Source organism: Nonomuraea aridisoli (assembly GCF_003236395.1).
Taxonomy (GTDB): domain Bacteria; phylum Actinomycetota; class Actinomycetes; order Streptosporangiales; family Streptosporangiaceae; genus Nonomuraea; species Nonomuraea aridisoli.
Genome location: NZ_POUD01000181.1, coordinates 1 through 19200, shown reverse-complemented (window position 1 = coordinate 19200; position 19200 = coordinate 1). Strand labels below are relative to the sequence as shown.

General features: G+C 70.2%; 23 protein-coding genes, 1 tRNA gene and 1 pseudogene. 11 read left to right on the top strand and 14 right to left on the bottom strand.

Annotated elements, in window-relative coordinates:
- From C1J01_RS32470 to C1J01_RS32450, 5 genes are all read left to right on the top strand, one after another.
- The coding region (locus tag C1J01_RS32470) for a DNA polymerase III subunit delta' (protein WP_111182789.1) at positions 1 to 1095 on the top strand (1095 nt) is incomplete at its 5' end.
- A 53-nt stretch (positions 1096 to 1148) separates the two neighbouring features.
- The gene (locus C1J01_RS32465; RefSeq protein ID WP_235854816.1) at positions 1149 to 1676 is read left to right on the top strand and encodes a sigma-70 family RNA polymerase sigma factor; all 528 of its coding nucleotides are present in this window, start codon (positions 1149 to 1151) and stop codon (positions 1674 to 1676) included.
- The gene (locus C1J01_RS32460; RefSeq protein WP_146615802.1) at positions 1673 to 2710 is read left to right on the top strand and encodes a permease-like cell division protein FtsX; all 1038 of its coding nucleotides are present in this window, start codon (positions 1673 to 1675) and stop codon (positions 2708 to 2710) included. Before C1J01_RS32465 ends, C1J01_RS32460 begins: the two co-directional genes overlap by 4 nt.
- A gap of 111 nt (positions 2711 to 2821) precedes the next feature.
- Positions 2822 to 3637 (top strand): PSP1 domain-containing protein, encoded by an 816-nt coding sequence (locus C1J01_RS32455; protein ID WP_438943161.1) that lies wholly within the window; start codon positions 2822 to 2824, stop codon positions 3635 to 3637.
- Positions 3638 to 3968: 331 nt separating this feature from the next.
- Positions 3969 to 4042, top strand: a tRNA-Thr gene (locus C1J01_RS32450).
- A gap of 70 nt (positions 4043 to 4112) precedes the next feature.
- Here C1J01_RS32450 and C1J01_RS32445 read toward each other — a convergent pair.
- Positions 4113 to 4463 (bottom strand): hypothetical protein, encoded by a 351-nt coding sequence (locus C1J01_RS32445; RefSeq protein WP_111182782.1) that lies wholly within the window; start codon positions 4461 to 4463, stop codon positions 4113 to 4115.
- Positions 4464 to 4690: 227 nt separating this feature from the next.
- Between C1J01_RS32445 and C1J01_RS32440 the strand changes: the two genes are divergently transcribed.
- The gene (locus tag C1J01_RS32440) at positions 4691 to 5206 is read left to right on the top strand and encodes a GNAT family N-acetyltransferase (RefSeq protein WP_220040210.1); all 516 of its coding nucleotides are present in this window, start codon (positions 4691 to 4693) and stop codon (positions 5204 to 5206) included.
- Positions 5207 to 5252: 46 nt separating this feature from the next.
- Here the strand turns inward: C1J01_RS32440 and C1J01_RS32435 are convergent, their stop codons facing one another.
- Both C1J01_RS32435 and C1J01_RS53535 read right to left on the bottom strand, forming a co-directional pair.
- Positions 5253 to 5864 carry a DedA family protein gene (locus tag C1J01_RS32435; protein WP_235854815.1) on the bottom strand — a complete coding sequence of 204 codons (612 nt, stop codon included), beginning with the start codon at positions 5862 to 5864 and terminating at the stop codon, positions 5253 to 5255.
- Positions 5865 to 6124: 260 nt separating this feature from the next.
- The gene (locus C1J01_RS53535; RefSeq protein ID WP_328589693.1) at positions 6125 to 6508 is read right to left on the bottom strand and encodes a sensor histidine kinase; all 384 of its coding nucleotides are present in this window, start codon (positions 6506 to 6508) and stop codon (positions 6125 to 6127) included.
- Between the two features lie 660 nt (positions 6509 to 7168).
- Here C1J01_RS53535 and C1J01_RS32425 point away from each other — a divergent pair.
- Together C1J01_RS32425 and C1J01_RS32420 are read left to right on the top strand one after the other, a co-directional pair.
- Complete coding sequence (locus C1J01_RS32425) at positions 7169 to 7567, top strand: FtsX-like permease family protein (RefSeq protein ID WP_235854817.1); 399 nt, start codon at positions 7169 to 7171, stop codon at positions 7565 to 7567.
- Positions 7568 to 7746: 179 nt separating this feature from the next.
- Positions 7747 to 8229: an ABC transporter permease gene (locus tag C1J01_RS32420; protein ID WP_181449079.1), complete on the top strand. Its 483-nt coding sequence runs from the start codon at positions 7747 to 7749 to the stop codon at positions 8227 to 8229.
- Positions 8230 to 8252: 23 nt separating this feature from the next.
- Here C1J01_RS32420 and C1J01_RS32415 read toward each other — a convergent pair whose 3' ends face one another.
- The 4 genes from C1J01_RS32415 to C1J01_RS32400 form a co-directional block, all read right to left on the bottom strand.
- On the bottom strand, positions 8253 to 9284 hold the full coding sequence (locus tag C1J01_RS32415) for a serine/threonine protein phosphatase (protein WP_235854814.1): 1032 nt from the start codon (positions 9282 to 9284) through the stop codon (positions 8253 to 8255).
- Between the two features lie 100 nt (positions 9285 to 9384).
- Positions 9385 to 9966, bottom strand: coding sequence for a dihydrofolate reductase family protein (locus tag C1J01_RS32410; protein ID WP_111182778.1), 582 nt, complete (start codon positions 9964 to 9966; stop codon positions 9385 to 9387).
- Between the two features lie 65 nt (positions 9967 to 10031).
- Positions 10032 to 10871 carry a helix-turn-helix domain-containing protein gene (locus C1J01_RS32405; RefSeq protein ID WP_220040209.1) on the bottom strand — a complete coding sequence of 280 codons (840 nt, stop codon included), beginning with the start codon at positions 10869 to 10871 and terminating at the stop codon, positions 10032 to 10034.
- 89 nt (positions 10872 to 10960) lie between these two features.
- Positions 10961 to 11362, bottom strand: coding sequence for a nuclear transport factor 2 family protein (locus tag C1J01_RS32400; protein ID WP_111182776.1), 402 nt, complete (start codon positions 11360 to 11362; stop codon positions 10961 to 10963).
- Positions 11363 to 11448: 86 nt separating this feature from the next.
- Between C1J01_RS32400 and C1J01_RS53235 the strand changes: the two are divergent.
- Positions 11449 to 11520 (top strand): annotated as a pseudogene (locus tag C1J01_RS53235) (TetR family transcriptional regulator); the annotation flags it as partial.
- Positions 11521 to 11554: 34 nt separating this feature from the next.
- Here C1J01_RS53235 and C1J01_RS32390 read toward each other — a convergent pair.
- Together C1J01_RS32390 and C1J01_RS32385 are read right to left on the bottom strand one after the other, a co-directional pair.
- Complete coding sequence (locus tag C1J01_RS32390) at positions 11555 to 12217, bottom strand: class I SAM-dependent methyltransferase (RefSeq protein WP_111182775.1); 663 nt, start codon at positions 12215 to 12217, stop codon at positions 11555 to 11557.
- 122 nt (positions 12218 to 12339) lie between these two features.
- Entirely contained in the window at positions 12340 to 12735 is a 396-nt protein-coding gene (locus tag C1J01_RS32385; RefSeq protein WP_111182785.1) for a VOC family protein, read from the bottom strand.
- Positions 12736 to 13179: 444 nt separating this feature from the next.
- On the opposite strand from C1J01_RS32385, the gene C1J01_RS50270 reads away from it, so the two are divergent.
- Complete coding sequence (locus tag C1J01_RS50270; RefSeq protein WP_181449078.1) at positions 13180 to 13338, top strand: hypothetical protein; 159 nt, start codon at positions 13180 to 13182, stop codon at positions 13336 to 13338.
- Between the two features lie 70 nt (positions 13339 to 13408).
- Here C1J01_RS50270 and C1J01_RS32375 read toward each other — a convergent pair whose 3' ends face one another.
- Positions 13409 to 14728, bottom strand: coding sequence for a family 43 glycosylhydrolase (locus C1J01_RS32375; RefSeq protein WP_111182773.1), 1320 nt, complete (start codon positions 14726 to 14728; stop codon positions 13409 to 13411).
- Positions 14729 to 14939: 211 nt separating this feature from the next.
- On the bottom strand, positions 14940 to 16151 hold the full coding sequence (locus tag C1J01_RS32370) for an MATE family efflux transporter (protein WP_181449077.1): 1212 nt from the start codon (positions 16149 to 16151) through the stop codon (positions 14940 to 14942).
- Between the two features lie 137 nt (positions 16152 to 16288).
- On the opposite strand from C1J01_RS32370, the gene C1J01_RS32365 reads away from it, so the two are divergent.
- Positions 16289 to 16951, top strand: a complete 663-nt coding sequence (locus tag C1J01_RS32365; protein ID WP_111182771.1) for a class I SAM-dependent methyltransferase — start codon at positions 16289 to 16291, stop codon at positions 16949 to 16951.
- A 6-nt stretch (positions 16952 to 16957) separates the two neighbouring features.
- Here the strand turns inward: C1J01_RS32365 and C1J01_RS32360 are convergent, their stop codons facing one another.
- From C1J01_RS32360 to C1J01_RS32350, 3 genes are all read right to left on the bottom strand, one after another.
- Positions 16958 to 18061, bottom strand: a complete 1104-nt coding sequence (locus C1J01_RS32360) for a DNA glycosylase AlkZ-like family protein (RefSeq protein WP_111182770.1) — start codon at positions 18059 to 18061, stop codon at positions 16958 to 16960.
- A gap of 41 nt (positions 18062 to 18102) precedes the next feature.
- A complete protein-coding gene (locus tag C1J01_RS32355) occupies positions 18103 to 18528 on the bottom strand; it encodes a YcxB family protein (RefSeq protein ID WP_146615800.1) in 426 nt (141 codons plus the stop codon).
- 114 nt (positions 18529 to 18642) lie between these two features.
- Positions 18643 to 19095: an LLM class flavin-dependent oxidoreductase gene (locus C1J01_RS32350; RefSeq protein ID WP_235854813.1), complete on the bottom strand. Its 453-nt coding sequence runs from the start codon at positions 19093 to 19095 to the stop codon at positions 18643 to 18645.
- Between the last annotated feature and the right edge of the window lie 105 nt (positions 19096 to 19200).

Here is a 19200-nt window from a genome sequence, read left to right as displayed (position 1 = left end):
GTCGTCGCGGGCGGGCGGGGCGCCGGCATGACGCACGCCTGGTTGTTCACCGGCCCGCCGGGCTCCGGCCGGGAAGCGGCCGCGCGCGCCTTCGCCGCGGCGCTGATGTGCCCCGACGGCGGCTGCGGCCACTGCGACCAGTGTCACCAGGTGCTCGTCGGCTCCCACCCCGACCTGGAGACCGTACGTCCGGAGGGTCTGTCCTACGGCGTCCGGCAGACGCGCGAGCTGATCCTGCGGGCGGCGGGCGCGCCGACGCAGGGGCGGTGGCGGGTCATCTTGTTCGAGGACGCCGACCGGGCCACGGAGGCCGCCGCCAACGCCCTGCTCAAGGCCATCGAGGAGCCGCCGCCGCGTACGGTGTGGCTGCTGTGCTCGCCCTCGCCCGACGACCTCATGATCACCATCAGGTCGCGGTGTCGGCTCGTCACGCTGACCACCCCCGCCACCGAGGCGGTCGCCCACGTCCTGGCCACCCGCGACGACGTACCGCCCGACATCGCCAGGTTCGCCGCGCGGGCCGCCCAGGGCCACATCAGCCGGGCGCGGGCGCTGGCGCTCGACGAGGACGTCAGGCGGCGCAGAGAGGCCGTGCTGGCCATCCCGCGGTCGCTGACCGGCGTCGGCGAGTGCGTCTCGGCCGCCGAGCGGCTGGTGAAGACGGCCGAGGACGAAGCCGCCGCAGCCACGGCCGCGCTCAACGAGAACGAGACGTCCGAGCTGCGCAAACTGTACGGAGAGGGCTCCACGGGCAAAGGGCTCAACCGGGGCCTCGTCCGCGGCGGCGCCGGGGCGCTGAAGGAGCTGGAGGACCGGCAGAAGTCGCGGGCCACCCGGCTCAAGCGCGACTCGCTCGACGCGGCGCTGCTGGAGCTGGTGTCGTACTACCGCGACGTGCTGGCGATGCAGTTCGGGGCGGCGGTCGAGCTGGCCAACGACGACCTCCGCTTCGAGCTCGACCAGCTGGCCAGGTCCTCCACCCCCGAGGAGACGTTGCGCCGGATCGACGCGATCATGCAGTGCCGCGAGCGGCTGGCGGCGAACGTCAACCCGCAGATCGCCGTCGAGGCGATGATGCTGGCTCTGCGTTCCTGAAGATTTCTCAGCGTTTTCGAGCAGCAGATCCGGCCGGCGGGCGTCTCTGGTACGTGGAAGTCGAGCTACTCACCCAGCGCGAAGCCCTGGCGCGCGAGCGCGTCGACATAGCGTCGATCTTCGCCGAGCATCACGTCGGCCTCGTGCGCCTGGCCCTCCTGATGGTCGGCGACCAGGCGAGCGCCGAAGACGTCGTGCAGGAGGCGTTCGCGCGCACGCACGCCGGCCGGGCCAGGATGCGCGACGCCGACAAGGCCCTGGCCTACGTGCGCTCCGCCGTGCTCAACGGATGCCGGTCGGTGCTGCGCAGGCGGGCGACGGTGTTCCGGCGGGCGGTGCCGTACGAACCGCCTGTCTGGTCGGCGGAGAGCGCCGTGCTGCTGGGCGAGGAGCGGCGCGAGGTGCTGCGCGCGCTGCGCGAGCTGCCGCGCCGGCAGCGGGAGGCCCTGACGCTGCGCTACTACTTCGACCTGTCCGACCAGGAGATCGCCGACACCATGAGCGTCGGCGTGAGCACGGTCAGATCCACGATCGCACGAGGGCTGGCCGCCCTCGCCCGAGCACTTGGGGAGGACGCATGAGCAGCCCGGTGGAAGACCGCCTCCGTGAGGCGCTTGCCGAGGCCGGGGCGAGCCTCGACGAGAGCGCGCTGCGCCCCCTGCGGGCGCCCGAACGACGCCGTTTTCAGGTGGATTTCCGGCTCCTGGCGGCGGCGGGGGTCGTGGTGGTGGCCGGGGCGACGGTCGCCGTGGGGCTGGGCGGCCCCGGCAACGAGGATCGAGCAGTGGTGGCGAGCCCGCCATCGCCACCGACGGAGATGGCCGTGTTCCTCTGCACACCGGCGTCTCCTGGGCCGTCGTGTCAGGGCCGCGCCATCACGCCTTCGCAGACGAAGGCGCTCGAGATCAGGCTGAAGGGACTGCCGCAGGTCGAGACGGTCGCCTTCATCGACCAGGCGACCGCCTACGAAGGCTTCCGCAAGACTTTCGCCCACAACCGGAAGCTGCTGGACGAGGTGAAGATCGCCGACCTGCCCCCCTCGTTCCGGCTGAAGACGAGGCCGGGAGCCGATCCGGTCCAGCTGGACAAGTCCCTTCGAGGGGTGGCCGGGATCCAGAACATCGCGGACCTCGGCGCCGCAGCCAAGTGGGAACCGAGCTCGACAGCGGACATCAGCGTCTTCCTGTGCAACAAGGACTCGGCCGTGCCCGAATGCGGTGCGGAGCATGAGACCCGCGACAACGGCGACCAGTGGATCACCAAGGAGGGCAAGGAGACGACGATGGCCCAGCGAAAGGCCATCCGCGCGAAGATCGATGAGATGCCCGAGGTGAAGTCGTACGTCTTCGAGGACCGTAAGACGGTGTACGAGAACTTCCGGAGCGAGTACGCGGACAACGAGAGGTTGCTGGCGGCGACCAAAGTGGCGGACATGCCGGAGGTGTTCAGGATCGAACTCAAGGAGGAGTCCGCAGAAGGCGACGTGGTCAAGGAACTGAGACGACAGCCAGGAGTGGGCAGGGTCGTCTACTCTCCGTGCCTGTTCGATCTTGCGCTGGCCGGCCGTTTCGGTGTGTTCCTGGAGGACGACAAGGTATGCACCGGCGACAAGTGATCGGCCGCCACCCTGCTCCTTTCGCGCGGACCCACGTAGTGTGGCGAAGGAGGCCGACACTTACCCCCGAAGTCCGGTCAGGAGGCGAGCTTCGAGCCCATGGGAATGATCATGGCTGTGAGCTTCACCCGTTATGGGAGGCTCTACTACCTCGATCCCGGCGAGCACACCCCCAAGGTGGGCGACAAGGTGCTCGTGCCCACGGACTCCGGTCCTGAGGTCGCGGAGTGCGTGTGGGCGCCGCAATGGAGCAGCGAGGACATCGACGGGCTGCCGGTGTGCGCCGGGCTCGCGGGTGAGGAGCACCTCGCCCGCGACGAGTCCAACAAACGCCGCCGGGCGGAGGCGCGCAGCGTCGCCAAGCGGCTGATCAAGCGGCATGAGCTGCCGATGAAGGTCGTCGGCATCGACTACCTCGACCAGGACAACGTCTACACGGTGTACTTCTCGGCGCCGCACCGCGTCGACTTCCGCGCCCTCGTCCGCGACCTGGCCCGCAACCTCCGGGCCAGGGTCGAGCTGCGCCAGATCGGGCCGCGCGACGAGGCGCGCCTCCAGGGCGGCATCGGGCCCTGCGGGCGCGACCTGTGCTGCGCCACGTTCCTGAAGGACTTCGAGCCGGTGTCCGTACGCATGGCCAAAGACCAGGACCTCCCCGTCAACCCGCTGCGGATCGCGGGGGCGTGCGGGCGGCTGATGTGCTGCCTGAAGTACGAGCACCCGCTGTACGTCGAGACCCGCAACAGAATGCCCCGGGCGGGAAGCCGCGTGAGCACCCCGCAGGGGGACGGAACGGTGCTGGGCCACAACGTGCCGTCCGACACGGTGACGGTCCGCCTCGACGACGGCGGACGCAGGTGCGCGTGCCCCTCGGCCTCGGTGTGCTCACCGCGCATCCAGCACGACAAGATGTACGGCTCCGACTAGCCCCGGCATCCCGACCTGCTCCAACCCCTCTCCTCGAAAGAGGGAACGAACTGGTTGGGAGGCTTGCATCGAGCCGGCCGCGACTCGTCCCGGCACCACCCGGCTCATGGAACGACGGGCCCCTGCTCGAACCCTCGGGCTCCAGCGGACCAAGCCGACCGCCTGCGAACCTGCTGGTCACATCACCCGGCCCAGCGACGGTGGAGGCGGAGGCCGGATATCCGGTGGCAGCGGCGGCATCCGATGGTGGAGGATCTGTCCTGGCATCGGCGGATCGATGGGAGCGAGAACCCCTCTGGCTCCTGTAGACTCTTTCCCGCTGCACATGCACGCCGCCTTAGCTCAGTCGGCCAGAGCACTTCACTCGTAATGAAGGGGTCTGGGGTTCGAATCCCCAAGGCGGCTCCCAGGTCAGAAGCCCCTCAAGGGATCTTGAGGGGCTTCTGAGTGTCTAAGCCTCGGGCGTTGGTTCAGGTCAGTAGCTGTCACTCCAGCGATACCAAGGACCCTGGATGTGCTCGAAGGACGAAGCGACCGCTGGATTGGCGTCATCGACCGGCGCGCGCTCGGGGCTCCATACGTAGCCGTAGGGGTCCACGCTGGGCCCGTTCTCGCCCACCTTGAAATAGACGCGGTCGCCTTCTCGATAGACAGCTTGAAACTCGACCTCCCCGATCTCCAGTGGCCGGTTCGTCAGGCTGCCTTCTGACCCGATCGCCTGGGCGACCTGCTCCATCTTGGCGAATGAACGCGTGACGCGTTGCCCCTCGCTGTACCCGCAGGACGTTAACGATGCCAGGGCAACGAAGGTGACCAGTAGTCTCACGCCTTGATTGTCCCTGCCTCAAGATCTGCCCGGGACGAAGGTTGTCGTTCGTATCAAGAGCCAAAGACGCGGTCCATTGCCAAAGCGCGTCCTTGAAGGGCGGGGCGGATCTGCTTGCGAATGGATCAGTTCGGTCGCCGCCGTACTGCCGCGTCCTATGGTCATCGCGAGGCCGGCCGACCATGGCGGGCGCGGGGCAGCTGCGGTGCATGAGTAGTGTCGACGCCATGCCTGATGTGTTCACGGTCCGCCCTGCGGAACCCGGTGATGGGGACATTCTCGGTGAGATCCACGCCGTGTCCTGGGGCGTGTCGCATGGCCCGCTTTGCACGCCGAAGGTCGCCGCGGCCGGGGTCGAGGAGCGGCGCACCAAGTGGCACGGCGTTCTGGCCGAGGGCGTGGACACGATCTTGCTGGCGTGCTTGAACGAGCAGCCCGGGGCCTTCGCCAAGTTCGGGGCCTCCACTTCCCGTCCCGGCCTCGCGGAGATCCAGACCTTCTTCGCTCACCCGGACGTCTGGGGCAGCGGCGTCGCGAGGGTCCTGTTGACGGCCGTCTTGGACCGCGTGCGAGACGCCGGGTACGACGACGTGCATCTGTGGACGCTCCGGGACTCGGCCCAAGCGCGCCGCTTCTACGCCAAGAACGGCTTCGCCGGGACCGGCAGGACCCACGACCACCACTTCGAGGAGGGTCCCCCGGTGGCCCTGGTCGAGTTGGAGCGAGCCGTGCCCGGCCGCTGACTCTCGAACCACGATGATCACCCCGCAGGAATCGATGGAAGACGTCTCAGCTGGACTCGTCGTCTTCGCGGCCTGTGGCTGCTTGGCGTCGGCGGCGCAGTAAGGTCGCGGTCGTGGCGAGCAGTGCCAGGAGTGCGAGAAGAAGCCATGAGAAACGTCCCAGGAGTTCCTCCAGGTGAGAGGCCGAGGCTCCGGCGAACGCGCCCAGGCCGACGTACACCGCCGACCACAACAACGAGCCGGCCAGTGAGGCCGGGAGGAACCGGCTGTAGGGGACATGGGCGGCCCCGGCCGCCGCGGGTGTGAGTGTGCGGACGATCGGAACCAGCCGGGTGGCGAACACCGCCGTCGCGCCGTGGCGGTGTAACGCGGCGGTCGCGCGATCCCAGTGGCGTACGCCGAGCCGTCGCACCACCCGGGTGTCGCGCATGCGACCGGCGTACCGGTGTCCGAGCAGGTAGCCGACGTGGTCGCCGGCGGTGACCCCCAGCGCCACGATCAGCAGCATGGCGGCGAACCTCGCGGGGGTGGTAGCGGCGACTCCCAGCAGCAGCACGCCCGTCTCGCCGGGGACGACCGAGCCGACCCCCAACCCCGACTCGGCGAACGCCATGGCTCCGGCGACCAACCCGAGCAGGGGGAAGGGGAGATCGCTCACTGCCTGAACGCCTTCAGCGATCCAGTCCACGCAGCGTCCCCCGTACCACGATCGCTGCTTTCCGCCTGGCAGGGGCGAGGCGGACCGGACCAGCCCCTTCTCGACTGCCCGGCAGGCTCAGTGACGACGCCGGCGGAACGGTGGTCGCCCTCGGTAGAAGGTGTCGATGGAGATGGGACTTTTGTCGTGGGCGCATTCGGGTCATCGTCGCAGGGGGCGGACTTCCTGCCATCCGGGATGACCCTGACTTGGATCCGGGCTCACCAGTGTGCTCGTACGGGATCATCCCTAGGGATGTCGGGGGTTGAGGCATCCACGGGACGGGGTGGTGCGGCGGGTAGGTGCACCGTGACGCGGAGACCGCCTGCAGGGCGGGGGGTGAGGGTGAGGGTTCCGTCGTGTGCCTGGGCGATGCTTTTGACGATGGCCAGGCCGAGGCCGAGACCCGCGTGGTCGGTGCGTACGCGTTCGGTGCCGCGCCGGAACGGCTCTGCAAGCGTGGAGACCAGGGGCGGGGCGAGCTTCTCGCCGGTGTTCTCGACGGTGAGCTCCACAGTCTCGGCGTGAACGCTGGTCGTGACCCATACGGTGCCCTGTTCAGGCAGGTTGTGGACGATCGCGTTGTGCACGAGGTTCGTGGTCATCTGCAGCAGGAGCGAGTGTGAGCCGAGGGCGGGGGTGATGTCGCCGGAGGCCTCGATGGTGAGGCCGCGTTTCTCTGCGAGGGGGGAGGAGCGTTTCAGTGGCTTCCTCCGCTATCAGGGACAGGTCGACGGACACTCGGGTGAAGGTCCGTTGGTCGGCGCGGCTGAGCAGGAGCAACGCCTCAGTGAGGTCGATCGCCCGGGTGTTGACGGCGTGGAGGCGGTCGACGAGTTCGCCGCGCGCGGGCGGCCGGCAGCTCTCCGGAACGACCGTGGGGCCGATCGCCACCTCGCAGGAGTGGCGCTGGCAGGAGCTCAGCTCGGGCCGCTTCCCGGCACGCACCGGCGAGGCGGTGGTGGACGTGTACGCCGCCCTGGCTGAGGACATCGCGGTCGGCGACCGGCTCCGGATCGGCGAGGGCGCCGCCGCGACCGACGTACGCGTGGTCGGTCTCGTGGAGTCGCCCTCGCCCCCGGCCCAGGCATCGCTGTACGTCACCTGGCCGCAGTTGTTGCAGTGGCGCGAAGCTGCATCTGGGCTCGGTGGCGGTGCGCGGGGAGGTGGGCCGGCTCCCGGAAGGCGCGAAGGCACAGTCGCCGGAGGGTTTCGCCGCGGAGCGGCTGACCCATGTCCAGAACAGGGTGGACAGCTTGTCGGTGATGCTGCTGTTGTTCGCCGGCGTCGCGCTCTTCGTCTCGGTCCTGGTCATCGCGAACACGTTCTCCATCCTGTTCGCGCAACGACTCCGCGACGTCGCGCTGTTGCGCTGCATCGGCGCGACCCGGCGGCAGGTGGTGCGTTCGGTACGCCGCGAGGCGGCCGCCGTCGGGGTGCTCGCGTCGCTGACCGGGACCCTGGTCGGCGTCGGTCTCGGCTACGGTCTGATCGCCCTGATCGACGCCCTCGCGCCCACCGTCCCGATGGGCGCCGCCGAGCTGCCCACGCTCTGGCTGCTGGGAGGGTTCGCCGTCGGCCTGATGGTCACCATGGTCGCGTCCTGGTTGCCGACCCGGCGTGTGGTCCGGGTGAGCCCGCTGGCGGCGCTGCGCCCGGACTGACGTCCACACGGCGGCCGGCTTGGTGCGGCCGGCGCTCGCCGCGCTCCTCCTGGTCATCGGGTCGGTCCTGCTCGGCGTGGCGATGATCCAGGACAGTACGGCGCTCATGCTGGCCGGCGGAGGATCGGTGTTCGCCGGCGTGCTCCTGTTCGGGCCGGTGCTCGTCCCCCCTCCTGGTCGTGATCCTGGCGGATCCGGTCGGCGCGAAGATCGAGAACGGGCTGCGGACCTGGGCGTCGCTGGACCAACAGCTGGGGATCTACACCTGGTCAGCGCTCGGTCTGCTCGGCGTCGCCGTCGTGATTGCCCTGATCGGGGTCTCGAACACCCTGGGGCTCTCCGTACTCGAACGCGCCCGCGAACACGCGATGTTGCGCGCGCTCGGGCTCACCCGAGGGCAGCTGCGGCGGATGCTGGCGGCCGAGGCGGTGCTGCTGTCGGTGGTGGCCACCCTGCTCGGCACCGTGATCGGCGTCGGGTTCGCGTGGGTCGGTTACGAGACGTTCGTGACGCGGGCCCTCGGCGACGCCACCATGCGCGTCCCCTGGCTGTCGCTCGGCGTCGTCGTCCTCATCGCCGCCCTGGCCGGACTCCTCGCCGCTGTTCTGCCCGCACGCCGGGCCGCCCGGGTGACTCCGGCCGCGGGGCTGTCCCTCGACTGAGGCCCTCGTCGATCGTTCGCACATCAGTGCAGGGCGCTCATGGCGCGTTCGATTTTCTCGGTCGGGTACGGCGTCGTCCGAGCGGTGCCGTACAGGTCCCAGTAGAAGTCGTTCATGGCCGCCGCCACGGGGGCGTACCGGCGGATCACCGCCGCTACGGGCGGCGAGGCGCCGGCAGGGTCCGCGCCGTCCGCGCACGCGCGAATGTAGGCGTTGCGTTGTGCCGGTATGCCGTTCTCCTGCACCCCGCAGGCGTGGATGACGAGCCAGTTGACCAGCCGCGTCATCGCGTACGCGATGTCGTGGGTCCGGTTGCGGTCGAGGAAATCGATCTCCTGCTTGGACAGGTCGAACCGGGAGGAGGTCGCCAGCCCGAGGTCGGCGATGTAGAGGCGTTCACCGTCGGTCAGGATGTTGCCGAAGTGGCCGTCGAAGTGCATCAACCCCTGGCCGTTCATGAAGGCCACATCGGTGAGCAGGCACGACTCGATCATGGCGCTCACCGCTGACGCGGCGTCCTGGCCGGCGGTGAGCTGAGCGACGAGCCAGTCATTGAGGTTGTACGGGATGAACTCCTGGAACAGCACGATGCCGGCCGAGGCGCGGGCAAGGGCTTGAAGACGGTCCCCTACCCCTGGTGATCCATCCCAGTACCGCACGGCAGCCTCGACGTCGGCGTGCTCATCGGTGGGTGGCGGCGCTCCCGGCAGCACCCGCCAGTGATACAGCAGCGGAAAGGCCGCACTGCGCCCGGCCAGCACCCAGTTGGTCGTCATGACGTTGGCCGCGAGTTCACGCCAGGCGCCGAAGCCCGGCGCGCCGATGGCGGCGATTCCGTAATGGCAGAACGGAGGCAGCCCGAACAGGTTCGCGGTGGACATCACGTTGCCCGGGCGGCGCTCCAGGTCGGTCAGGGGGATGCGCTTGGCGAAGACCGGCACGCCGTCGACGGTCAACAGCACCGATGTGCCACCGATCCCCGTGCCCAGAGTCTGCGCCTGCTCCAGGGACTCGCTGAGCTGCCGGTCACTGTGCAACGCCAGCGCGCTCGCCACATCGCTGTATCTGCTGACACGCTCGTCGTGAGATTCCAACGGCCGGCACCCTTCGTGATCACCTTCGGGTGTCAGACGCTATACCCGTCGGGGAGAGCGGTCATCGGCGCACCCGGTAGCGCAGGTGAAGGACCCGGTTGCCCTGAATCATCACATCAGGATCCTCCAACAGGTGCTGCGCGTGGACCGACCCGAAGTAGCGCTTGCCGGACCCGAACACGACGGGTACGACGTCCATGCGCACCTCGTCGACCAGGCCCGCGGCAAGCACCTGGCCACCGACGTCGCCGGCGGCGACCTCGACCATGCGGTCACCCGCAAGCTCCTGCGCCTTGGCCACGGCTGCCTCGACACCGCCGACGAAGTGAAACGGCGCCTCGGGGTCCCAGCCCTCGGGCATCGGCCGGTGCGTCACGACGACGACGTGGTCGATCCCGCTCGGAGGCTTCCCGTCCCAGCCGTCCGTCAGGTCGAAGACGTGGCGGCCGGCGATTGTCACCCCGATCTGGTCCCAGTACGCCCGGGTGTAGTCGTAGGACGTTCGCGACACCTTCAGCTCGCCGCTCTCGTCCAACGGGACGTCACCGCTGAGCAACCAGTCGAAGAGCGGTCCGGGCTGGTCGTTCTCGTCCGCGATGAAGCCGTCCACCGACACCGAGCTGTACATGACTACTTTGCCCACGGGGCTCTCCTCTGCTTCGGGGTGCCCCAAATTAGCGTGTCGGGAGCTGTCGCTCTTGTAAGAAATCAATCGGCCGGCAGCGGCCAGCCGTCCAGCGCGTGCCCGGGATGTTCGCGCAGGAACCGCCGCCGGACTTCGACGTACCGGGTGGGCGTGAGCCCGGTGAACGCCCGGAACTCGTGGCCGAAGTGGGCCTGGTCGAAGTAGCCTGCGCCACCGGCGAGGTCGCCCCAGTCGATCGGTCCGGCGGGGTTGATCGAGAACACGGTGGCGGTGAAGCGGTAGGTGCGGGCCAGCCGCTTCGGCGTGACGCCGATGAGCTCCTTGAACCGCTGTGCCAGATGGGTGCTGCTGACACCGGCTGCCACGCTCAGGTCGCCGATCGCCACCGCCCCGCTGGTCGCCGCGATGACGCTGCTCGTATGGCGGACCAGCCCCAGGCCGGCGGTCTCGCACAGCCGTCGCATCAGCTCCTCCTCGAGCAGCGTCAGCATCTCGTGCGGCCCGTCCGCCGTGGCCAGCCGGTCTCGCAGCTCGGCAACGGCGGGCCGGCCCCAAACCTGCTCGACCGTCACCGGCCGGTCACACAGCTCGGCCGCGGGCATCGGCAGGAACGGCGCCAGCCCCCACGGCTTGACGTGCACGCCGACGGACCGGGTTTCCGGCGGATAGCCGAACTCGAAGGCGCGGGTGGGCATGGTGACCACGCAGCCGTCGGCGTACTCGGCCGTCTCGATGTCGGTGCCGGCGCGGATGCGGAACGGCGCCCCGAGGTTGACGATGAGCAACGCCGACGGCGCGGGCGGCAGCGTCAGCCGGGCGTACGGCGGCGCACCCTCCAGGTAGTAGAGGTCGTCGATCAGCTCGGTCAGCGGCGGTCGCGGCACTCTGGACACGTACTCCACGCGTCCCAGCATCGCCGATGCCCGCCCGGGCCACCAGGTCGTCGTACGCCGTCAGTCCGGGGCGTTCACGCCACGGCCTGGACGCCGCATCAGGGCGTCAAGGGCACTCGCCGGGCGCGGACAGTGCGATGAGCGATCCTCCAGCCGTCGTCGCCGCGCACCACCGTGTCCTGGTACGTCACGCTGCCCGTGGTGCCGTCGCTCTTGACGCCGAGGCCCTTCGACTGCGCGTGCACCCGGCCGTCGGCCGCCTCGGTGAGGACGATGTTGGTGACGTGATGAGCGACCGGGTTGGCCTCACCCAGGGCGAGCGCGGCCTCCCGCACCGCCGCGAGCCCGGTCAGCACCTGGCCGCCGAGATCGGTGACGTCATAGATCACATCGGGGACGAACAGCTCGTGCAAGGCGTCAAGATCGCCGCTGTCCGTCAGGTGCCCGTGGCGATTGATCAGGTCGGCGATGGCCAGCCGGTCCTCCACGGTCAGGGGCATGGCATCCTCCACTTCCCATGGGACTTCCCCATCTCAGGTAATCGGGACAGCAGGCGGCATGACAACCGGTCGCGCGCGCAACGGCGCTGGACGAGACGGCACGACGGGCAGGCGTCGGCATCGCGACCCTCTATCGGCACTTCCCGCCCCGGGCCGACCTACTCGCCGCAGGTGACCGGCGTCCGAGCCGCCTCAGGACTTGGGGTGAGCGATCACGACGTACCTCTCGTCCTGGATCGGGTGGCCCCACAGCGCCGGGTCGGGGAGGTGCTCAGTGTGCACGACGTCGGCCAGGCGCTCGAGCGTCTCGATCAGGCGGGCGGCGGTGACGCCGCCGAGCCAGGGCAGCTGCGGGGAGCCGGGGGCGTACGTGTCGCCGTTCGGCGAGGTCTGCCAGCGTCCTTCCACGAGCACCAGCCGTCCGCCCGGGCGTAGCAGGCTCAGCCAGCGGGCGAGTGCTTCGTCCGGGGCCGGGAGCGTCCACACGAGGTGACGCACGACGATCGCGTCGAACGGCCCGCCGACGGCGGCGGGCGGGTCGCCTGCGTCGCCCACCATGAACGGCACCTCGAAGCCGGACGAGGCCAGCTTGCCGGTGGCGAGCTCGATCATGCGGGGGGACAGGTCGACGCCTGTCGGCCGGTGCCCCTGCCGAGCCATCAGCAGCGTCAACGAGCCGGTCCCGCAGCCGAGGTCGAGAACGTCGGCGGGCGAGTCGGGAAGCCACTCGGTCAGGCGTCGCGCCCACGCGGCGTTGACGTGGGGATCGCGGAGCCCGTGGTCGGCCTCTTCGTCGAAGGCGGCGGCGGACTCGTCCCAGTAGGCGGCTATGGATGCGAGCTCTGATGCGGGCATGACGCGACTCTGGCAGACCGCACCGACAATTCCGGGACGCCGAACAGCCCGTCCACCCGGCCCACGTGTGAGGCCGGGTCCGACTGCAGCAGGCGATGCGGTCGGCCGGTGGTGAGCGGTGGTCAGGTGGCGGTGGCGACCTTCCACAGGTGACCGTCGGGGTCGCTGAAGTAGCCGAAGTACCCGCCCCACCCGGCGGCGGACGCCTCCTTGACGACGGTGGCGCCGGCGGCCACCGCGGCGCGCATGACCTCGTCCACCGCCTCCCTGGAGTCGGTGATGAAGTGGAACGACGACCCGCGGAACCCCGATCCCTCCGCGGGGACGCCGGCGTCCTTCGCCACCGCGTCCCATTCGTAGAGCGCCAATGACGAGGAGCCCTCGCCCAGGCTGCACTTGACGAAACTGGGGTAGTCCTGGTCGATCTCGCATCCCAGGCCCTCGACATAGAACTTCTTGGCGCGCGCGACGTCCTTGACGCCGAGCATGACGGTGCTCAGCTGGAATCTGGTCTTCATGGAGGTCACGCTAGTTCGGCGCCGGTCACAGGCGCTTCTCGATTCCTGACCCGTCCGGTCAGCAGACGGCAGCGGTAGGGGCGGCCCTACCGCTGGCCGGGGGCGGTCTTCATGGTGTCGGCGTCGAAGGCGCCGCCCTCGAACCCGACGGCTGCACGATGCGCGAGAAACCCACCCTCATGCTGCTGCACGGCGGCCCCGGCCACGACCACTCGATCCTCAAACCCGCGTACCGGCAGCTCGCCGACCTGGTCTGTCTACGTCGACCAGCGCGGCAACGGTCGCAGCCAGGACGCGGACCCGGACACCTGGAACCTCGACCAGTGGGGCGACGACGTGCGCGTCCTGTGCGACACGCTGGGCATCGACAAGCCGATCGTCCTCGGATGGTCCTGGTCGCTTCTTCTCCCTGCTGCGCTCCTTCATCGGCTCTACATTGACGGCGTGAGCTATCGGTACGTGGGGCCGGCCGAGGTGAAGGCGGCGATCCGGCCCGGCGGCGAAGGCCGGCCGATCCGTACGAGGGCCGACTTCGAGAGCTGGGTGCGAGAGCGGCCGGCGGCCGAGTCGGCGGAGCCGTTCACCCTGCGTCTTCTGCGGTGACGAGCTGCCCGCGATGTGGAACGTGGATCCCCCCAGGCCCTCCCGGGATCCGGAAGGGCCTTGACGGACATCAGCTGGTACGGCGGCGCTGGACGTACAGGCGGTTGCCCCGCGGGCCGGTCCACTCCAGGCGTACGACGCCGGGCACCGCGGCGTCGGCGATGCGGGACGGGTCGGACCAGTGGCCGAAGTTGGGGTTGCGGAAGAACGTCGCCCACAGGTGGCCGCTGCGGTCCCTGAAGATGTTGTTGTGACCGGCGCCGACCCCCATGGTCCACCGCTCCGAGTACGGGCCTTCGAGGGTGTCGGAGACGGCGACGATCGCGTCGTACTGGTACTGCACGCGGCCCGGGCCGGGCGGGTCGTAGGCGTAGCGGGTGCCGCCGTCGGGGCCGGTCGAGGTGCGGTTCCAGGCGGCGTGCAGCAGGAAGTACTTGCCACCGTGCTTGAACACGTACGCGCCTTCGAGGTACGGCTCGGGGGAGTAGGGCCGCTGCTGGAACGCCGGCAGGCCGGTCGCGGGGACGATGTCCTCCATGTCGTCCCGGAACTTCGCGTACACGTGGTTGTGCAGCACCAGCCACGCGTCGTCGCCCTCGGCGTAGAGGCTGCCGTCGATGTGGTGGTAGGCGCCGGGCTCGATGAAGTTCGGTCCGCCGATGAAGGAGTCGCCGAACGGTTTGTCCAGGTTGCCGTCGATGAGCCGGTACGGGCCCTCGATCCCGCCCTCGCTCACCAGCATGAACGAGCCGACCTTCCGGGAGTGGTCGCCCATGCAGGCGACGATGTACCACCGGCCGCGGAAGTAGTGCACCTCCGGGGCCCACGCCTGGCCGCGCTTGCCGAACCGGTCGTCGTACCAGTACTCCTGCCACGGGGCGACGACCGTGCGGCCGGGACGGTTCTCGCCCGCGAACTCCGGCGACCACACCTTGCCCTTCTCGGCGCCGGGCCGGATGCCGGTGGTGTCCACCAGCCTCCACGGCCCGCGCAGGGACGGCGCCACCCACACGAAGATGCCGTCGTTCCACGGGCCGGCCGCTTCGAGCCCGGGCACCCGGGTGGTACCCGTGGCGACGTAGACGGGCCGCCCGTCGACGACGAAGCAGTTGACGTACGTGTCCCGCATCCAGACCCGGCCGAGCTCCTCGTCGCGGGGGCGCAGCTCCAGCGGGAGGATGAAGGAGTTGTCGTCGCGCGGCCACAGGTCCAGGCGGGTGTCGGCGAGGCCGTAGGGCTCGGGGTCGGGCCAGTTCGGCGGGTAGCGCCGCGTCTGCGCCGATGCGGCCTGGGCGGCGGTCGATGGCAGGGCCGCCGCCCCTAAGACGCCGGCGACACCGGCCAGCAGTGATCGTCTGCCGAGGTTCAACCTGATGTCGGAATCGGTCATCGGTCACGTCCTCCTACGTCGGCGCCTGCCGAGCTCGTGCCTGCCGAGCGGCCCGCCCGTGTGCGGTGGGGAGAGTCTGCCCAAGTCGCCGATATTTCGTCAATAACCCGGAAAAAATCCCCGACCCCCTCCGCATGGCCGCGTCCGCCCACAAATCCGCAGGTCACACGCTCGGTGACACGAACGCCCGGCACCCCTTGATCCGTTACGTTCACGTAACCTGCCCGCCGGCCACCGATGCGGAAAGCCGGACGTTCCGTACGAAGATCACGGCTTGGGCGGTGAGGATGAGGACGGACGCGACGGTCAGCGCGGTCCACAGACCGGCCATCCCCCACGTCGTCGCCATCGGCGTCATCACCAGGGCCAGGAGACCGTAGCCGACGACGGCCGTGGCGAGGTTCCACGACGAGCGCCTGAGCCCCATCAGGGCGGAGCCCAGCACGACCCCGCAGTTGCCCGCGACGGTGTGCACCGCGAACAGCGGGACCAGCGCGACGGCCGAGGCCAGCACCTCGGCGTCGGAGGTGAACAGCCGGAACACCTCCTCGCCGAAGCGCAGCAGGACGAGCCCGCCGGCGAGGGCCGCGCCGGTGACGATCGTCAGCGCCGCCCGGGCGAGCCGGCGGGCCTCGCGTGGGGTGGCCGCCCGGGCGATCTCGGGTGTCAGCGCCTGTCCGGTGGCGAGGGAGGCCAGGCCGACGATCCCGTGCAACGACATGAGAACGGCGTGCGCCGCGGCCCCGTGCGCGCCCGTCCGGGCGGCGGCGTAGGTGACAGCGCCCAAGGCCGTGAATTTGACGACCAGCGTGGCGGACATCGGCAGACCCACCTTCGCCATCCGCAGGATCTCCCGTGGCCGGGGACGCGGAGACCATCCGCTCCCTCCGCACTGCCACAGCAGGAGCGTGTTCGACACGGTGAGGGCCAGGGCGGTGGAGGTCACGAGTGCGACGCCGACGCCCTCGACGCCCATCGACGGCGCCAGGACCAGGAGCAGGACCACTTCGACGGCCGTGCTCGGCAGGCTCGACCGGAGTACGAGGCGGCTGCGTCCCAGCGCGACGAGTGCGCCGTTGGCGCCACCGCCCACCGCGGACAGCAGGACGTGCAGGGCGAAGAGCAGGGGCAGCGCGCCGAACTCGGCGATCACCTCGCGTGGCGCGCCGCCGATCCGCGCGATCACCGGCACGCAGAGGACGACGCCCGCGCCGGCCGCGCCGAGCCCGAGGGAGAGCCAGCGGGCGTCCTTGAGCAGGGCCAGAGCCTCGTCGGGACGGTCGCGGCAGGTGGCCACGAACGGCGACATGCCCCGCAACCCGCCGGAGACGGCGGCGCTGACCGGGGTGAGCACCGCGCTGACGAGTGCGAACGCGGCGAGCCGGGCGGTCGCCTGGTGGCCGAGCAGTGAGGTGCCGACCACTTGGGCGACGATTCCGGCGCCGCCGGCCAGGAACAGGGGGAAGTGCCGCGTGCAGCAGCACACGATGGGGAGAGGCCATGAAAGCCGAAATCCCGGGCGGACAACCGCTCGGGACAAGATCATTCTATCATGGCGCGATGAACGCCCGCTATCACGAGGTCGTCGACGCCCTGCGCAGCTCCTACGACGGCCGCGCGGCGCAGCGGGACGCGCGCGGCAAGGCGCCGTGGAAGCTGGCCGAACGGGCGGCGTTCCTGGAGCGGGTGCGGGCGAACGGCGGCGGGCGGCTGCTGGAGGTCGGCGCCGGGACGGGCCAGGACAGCGTGTACTTCCAGGAGAACGGCCTGGACGTCGTCGCCGCCGATCTCTCGCCCGCCATGGTGGCACGCTGCCGCGAGAAGGGCGTCGAGGCCCACGTCATGGACTTCCTCGGCCTCGACTTCCCGCCCGGAGCGTTCGACGCGGTCTACGCGCTGAACTGCCTGCTGCACGTCCCGAACAGCGACCTGCCCGCGGTCCTGGACCGCATCGCCTCGGTGCTGCGTCCCGGCGGGCTGTTCTTCCTCGGCGTGTACGGCGGCGGCACCCTGACCGAAGAAGGGGTCTACGAGGACGACGAGCACGATCCGCCCCGGTTCTTCTCCTTCCGTAGTGACGGGCAACTCCAGGACTTCGCGCGCGGGTCGTTCGAGATCGTGGACTTCCACGTCGTCGGGTCCGGCGATGACCGCTTCCAGTCGCTGACGCTCAGAACCGGTCAAGGTGGACGGCCCGATGGTCTCGCGGTGGTGGGGTTGTAACCGGGGTCAGGACGGGAAGGCCGGGGTGAGGCCGAGCCATTGGGACAGGGACTCGATCTCGGCGTGGATCGCCTCCGTCATCGGGGCGGTGAACGGAATGTCCTCGTGGACGGCGTTGACGCGCAGGACGCCGGCCTTGCGGTCGGCCGTGGCGTCGAGCTTGCCCACCAGCCGGTCGCCGTACAGGATCGGCAGGGCGAAATAGCCCCAGCGGCGTTTGGCGGCCGGTTTGTACATCTCCAGCTGGTAGTCGAAGCCGAACAGCTCGATCGCGCGCCTGCGGTCGTGGATCAGCCGGTCGAACGGTGACAGCAGCGCCGCGCGCCCCGTGAACGGCCGGTCGAGCAGCGTCGGGTCGATCCGCCACGTGCCCTTGACGCCCTCGACCACGGCGGGCTCGCCGGCCTGGCCCACGTCGGCCGGCTCCACCATGTATTTCGGGCCACGGGGGCGGGCGATGCCGAGGGCGCGCAGCCGGCGCTCGTCGCGGATGCGGATCGCCTCCTCGGCGGGCACGACCGGGTCGTCGGGGTAGACGCGGGAGGCGAGATCCCACAGCCGCTGGCGGCCGAGGCGGCCGGCCACGGCGACCTCTCCCCGCAGCACCATGAACTCCAGCATCTGCGTCACGTTGCGGTCGCCCGTCCAGCCCGTCGACTTCCACGGCACGGCGCAGGTGTCGGGCAGCTCGCGGGACGGCAGCGGCCCCGACGCGCCGAGCCTGGCCAGGATGTCGCGGCGGCAGGCGTCGTTGGCCCGCACCCAGTCGCGATAGTGGACCTGCCAGGGCTCCAGCTCGCCGCTCCCCGGCCACTCGGCCATCCTGGCGCGGTGGAGGGCGACGTCTTCGCTGGGCCGGATCATCGCCCGCAGCTCCAGCAGCGACCTGTCGCGCAGGGCGGCGCTCAGGTCGGCCGGTGCGTACGACGAGCCGAGCCGGCTCCACGCGACCAGGTCGGCGGTCGGTGCGACGGCGGCGGTGGGGTCGATCTGCAGCAGGGTCAGATGGCGCACCACGTCGAGCAGCCCGGCCGGGCGCGTGCCGTCGAGGAGCTGCGCGCGCACGGCGAGGCGGCGCGCGTCCGCAGGGGAGAGACGGTGGACGGTCACGGCACGACCCTAGGCGGTCGCACCGACGAAAACCGCGGCCGCTACTTGGCCCCGAGGACGGCGTCGAGCGCCGCCTGCTGCTCGGGGGTGAAGGCGCGTCTGGGAAGGAAGCCGGTGAACTGCTTCTTGCCCTTGAAGAACAGCCAGAACTCCTCACCGGTGACGACCCGGTCGAGGAACGACCATCGCAGGCTCATGGTCTGCTGGGCGGTGCGGACCTCGTACCCGTCGGCGGTGAAGTGGAGCGTGGTGGGGACGCACAGATAGGCGAACTGCCGCCGCGCCGTACGCCGGAGTGACCAGGTCAGGACGAACGGGGTGATGACCGCCGCGACGAACATGCCGTAGCCCGCGCCCCGGGAGTCGGCCAGGACGCAGATCACACCCCCTACCACCAGGATCGCGGGAAGGAGCTGGGCAATAGGGGTCAGCTGCTGCTTCGCGCCCTGCTGAACCGCTCGCACCACTTCGTCGGGTGTGGGCTCATATTCAACGGTGAAATCCACTGCTTATGACCGCCTTGGGGGGATATGTGGCGCCTCATCATGCAGGAGGCCACGCCACCTCCACAAACCGGGATGTCACCGCAGGAGGGAGGCGGTTTCGGCGAGGAGGTCGACCTGGGCCCGCCAGTCGCCGCCGGCGACGCCGATGATCGCGTGCGTCGCCCCGGCCGCGCGGTACGCCGCCAGGCGCTCGGCGGCCTGCTCCGGGCCGCCGGTCAGCGGGATGTCCAGGACCTCCTCCAGGGAACGGCCGTAGGCGGAGCGGATGCCGGAGGCGATCGCCTCGCGGGACGGCACGCCGGGGCCCGATCCCAGCGCCGACGTGCCGCCGATCGCGACCAGCGGGGTCGGGCGGCCGTGCGCGGCGGCGAGGTCCGCGAGCCGTTCCCGCCCCTCGGCGACCTCCTCGGGCGAGATCAGCGACGGGAACCAGCCGTCCCCGAGCCGGGCCGCCCGCCGGATCGCCGCCGCCGAGGCGTTCCCCACCCACACCGGCGGCATCCCCACGGCCGGCGCCAACCGCACCACCGGCCCGCCACCCTCCGGTGCCGCTTCCTGGGAGTGGGGTCCTGTTGGTGTGAGTTCTAGGGCTTGGGGCGCCGTGGGGGCGGGCTCGCGTGGATGGGGTGGTGC

What these genes read in the sequence shown, in the direction of transcription:
- C1J01_RS53535 (WP_328589693.1), bottom strand. Translation starts at nt 6,508, where the DNA reads ATGACCACGAACCTCGTGCACAACGCGATCGTCCACAACCTGCCTGAA.
- C1J01_RS32365 (WP_111182771.1), top strand. Translation starts at nt 16,289, where the DNA reads ATGAACGCCCGCTATCACGAGGTCGTCGACGCCCTGCGCAGCTCCTAC.
- C1J01_RS32385 (WP_111182785.1), bottom strand. Translation starts at nt 12,735, where the DNA reads ATGAAGACCAGATTCCAGCTGAGCACCGTCATGCTCGGCGTCAAGGAC.
- C1J01_RS32440 (WP_220040210.1), top strand. Translation starts at nt 4,691, where the DNA reads ATGCCTGATGTGTTCACGGTCCGCCCTGCGGAACCCGGTGATGGGGAC.
- C1J01_RS32460 (WP_146615802.1), top strand. Translation starts at nt 1,673, where the DNA reads ATGAGCAGCCCGGTGGAAGACCGCCTCCGTGAGGCGCTTGCCGAGGCC.
- C1J01_RS32375 (WP_111182773.1), bottom strand. Translation starts at nt 14,728, where the DNA reads ATGACCGATTCCGACATCAGGTTGAACCTCGGCAGACGATCACTGCTG.
- C1J01_RS32425 (WP_235854817.1), top strand. Translation starts at nt 7,169, where the DNA reads ATGCTGCTGTTGTTCGCCGGCGTCGCGCTCTTCGTCTCGGTCCTGGTC.
- C1J01_RS32390 (WP_111182775.1), bottom strand. Translation starts at nt 12,217, where the DNA reads ATGCCCGCATCAGAGCTCGCATCCATAGCCGCCTACTGGGACGAGTCC.
- C1J01_RS32455 (WP_438943161.1), top strand. Translation starts at nt 2,822, where the DNA reads ATGGCTGTGAGCTTCACCCGTTATGGGAGGCTCTACTACCTCGATCCC.
- C1J01_RS32400 (WP_111182776.1), bottom strand. Translation starts at nt 11,362, where the DNA reads ATGCCCCTGACCGTGGAGGACCGGCTGGCCATCGCCGACCTGATCAAT.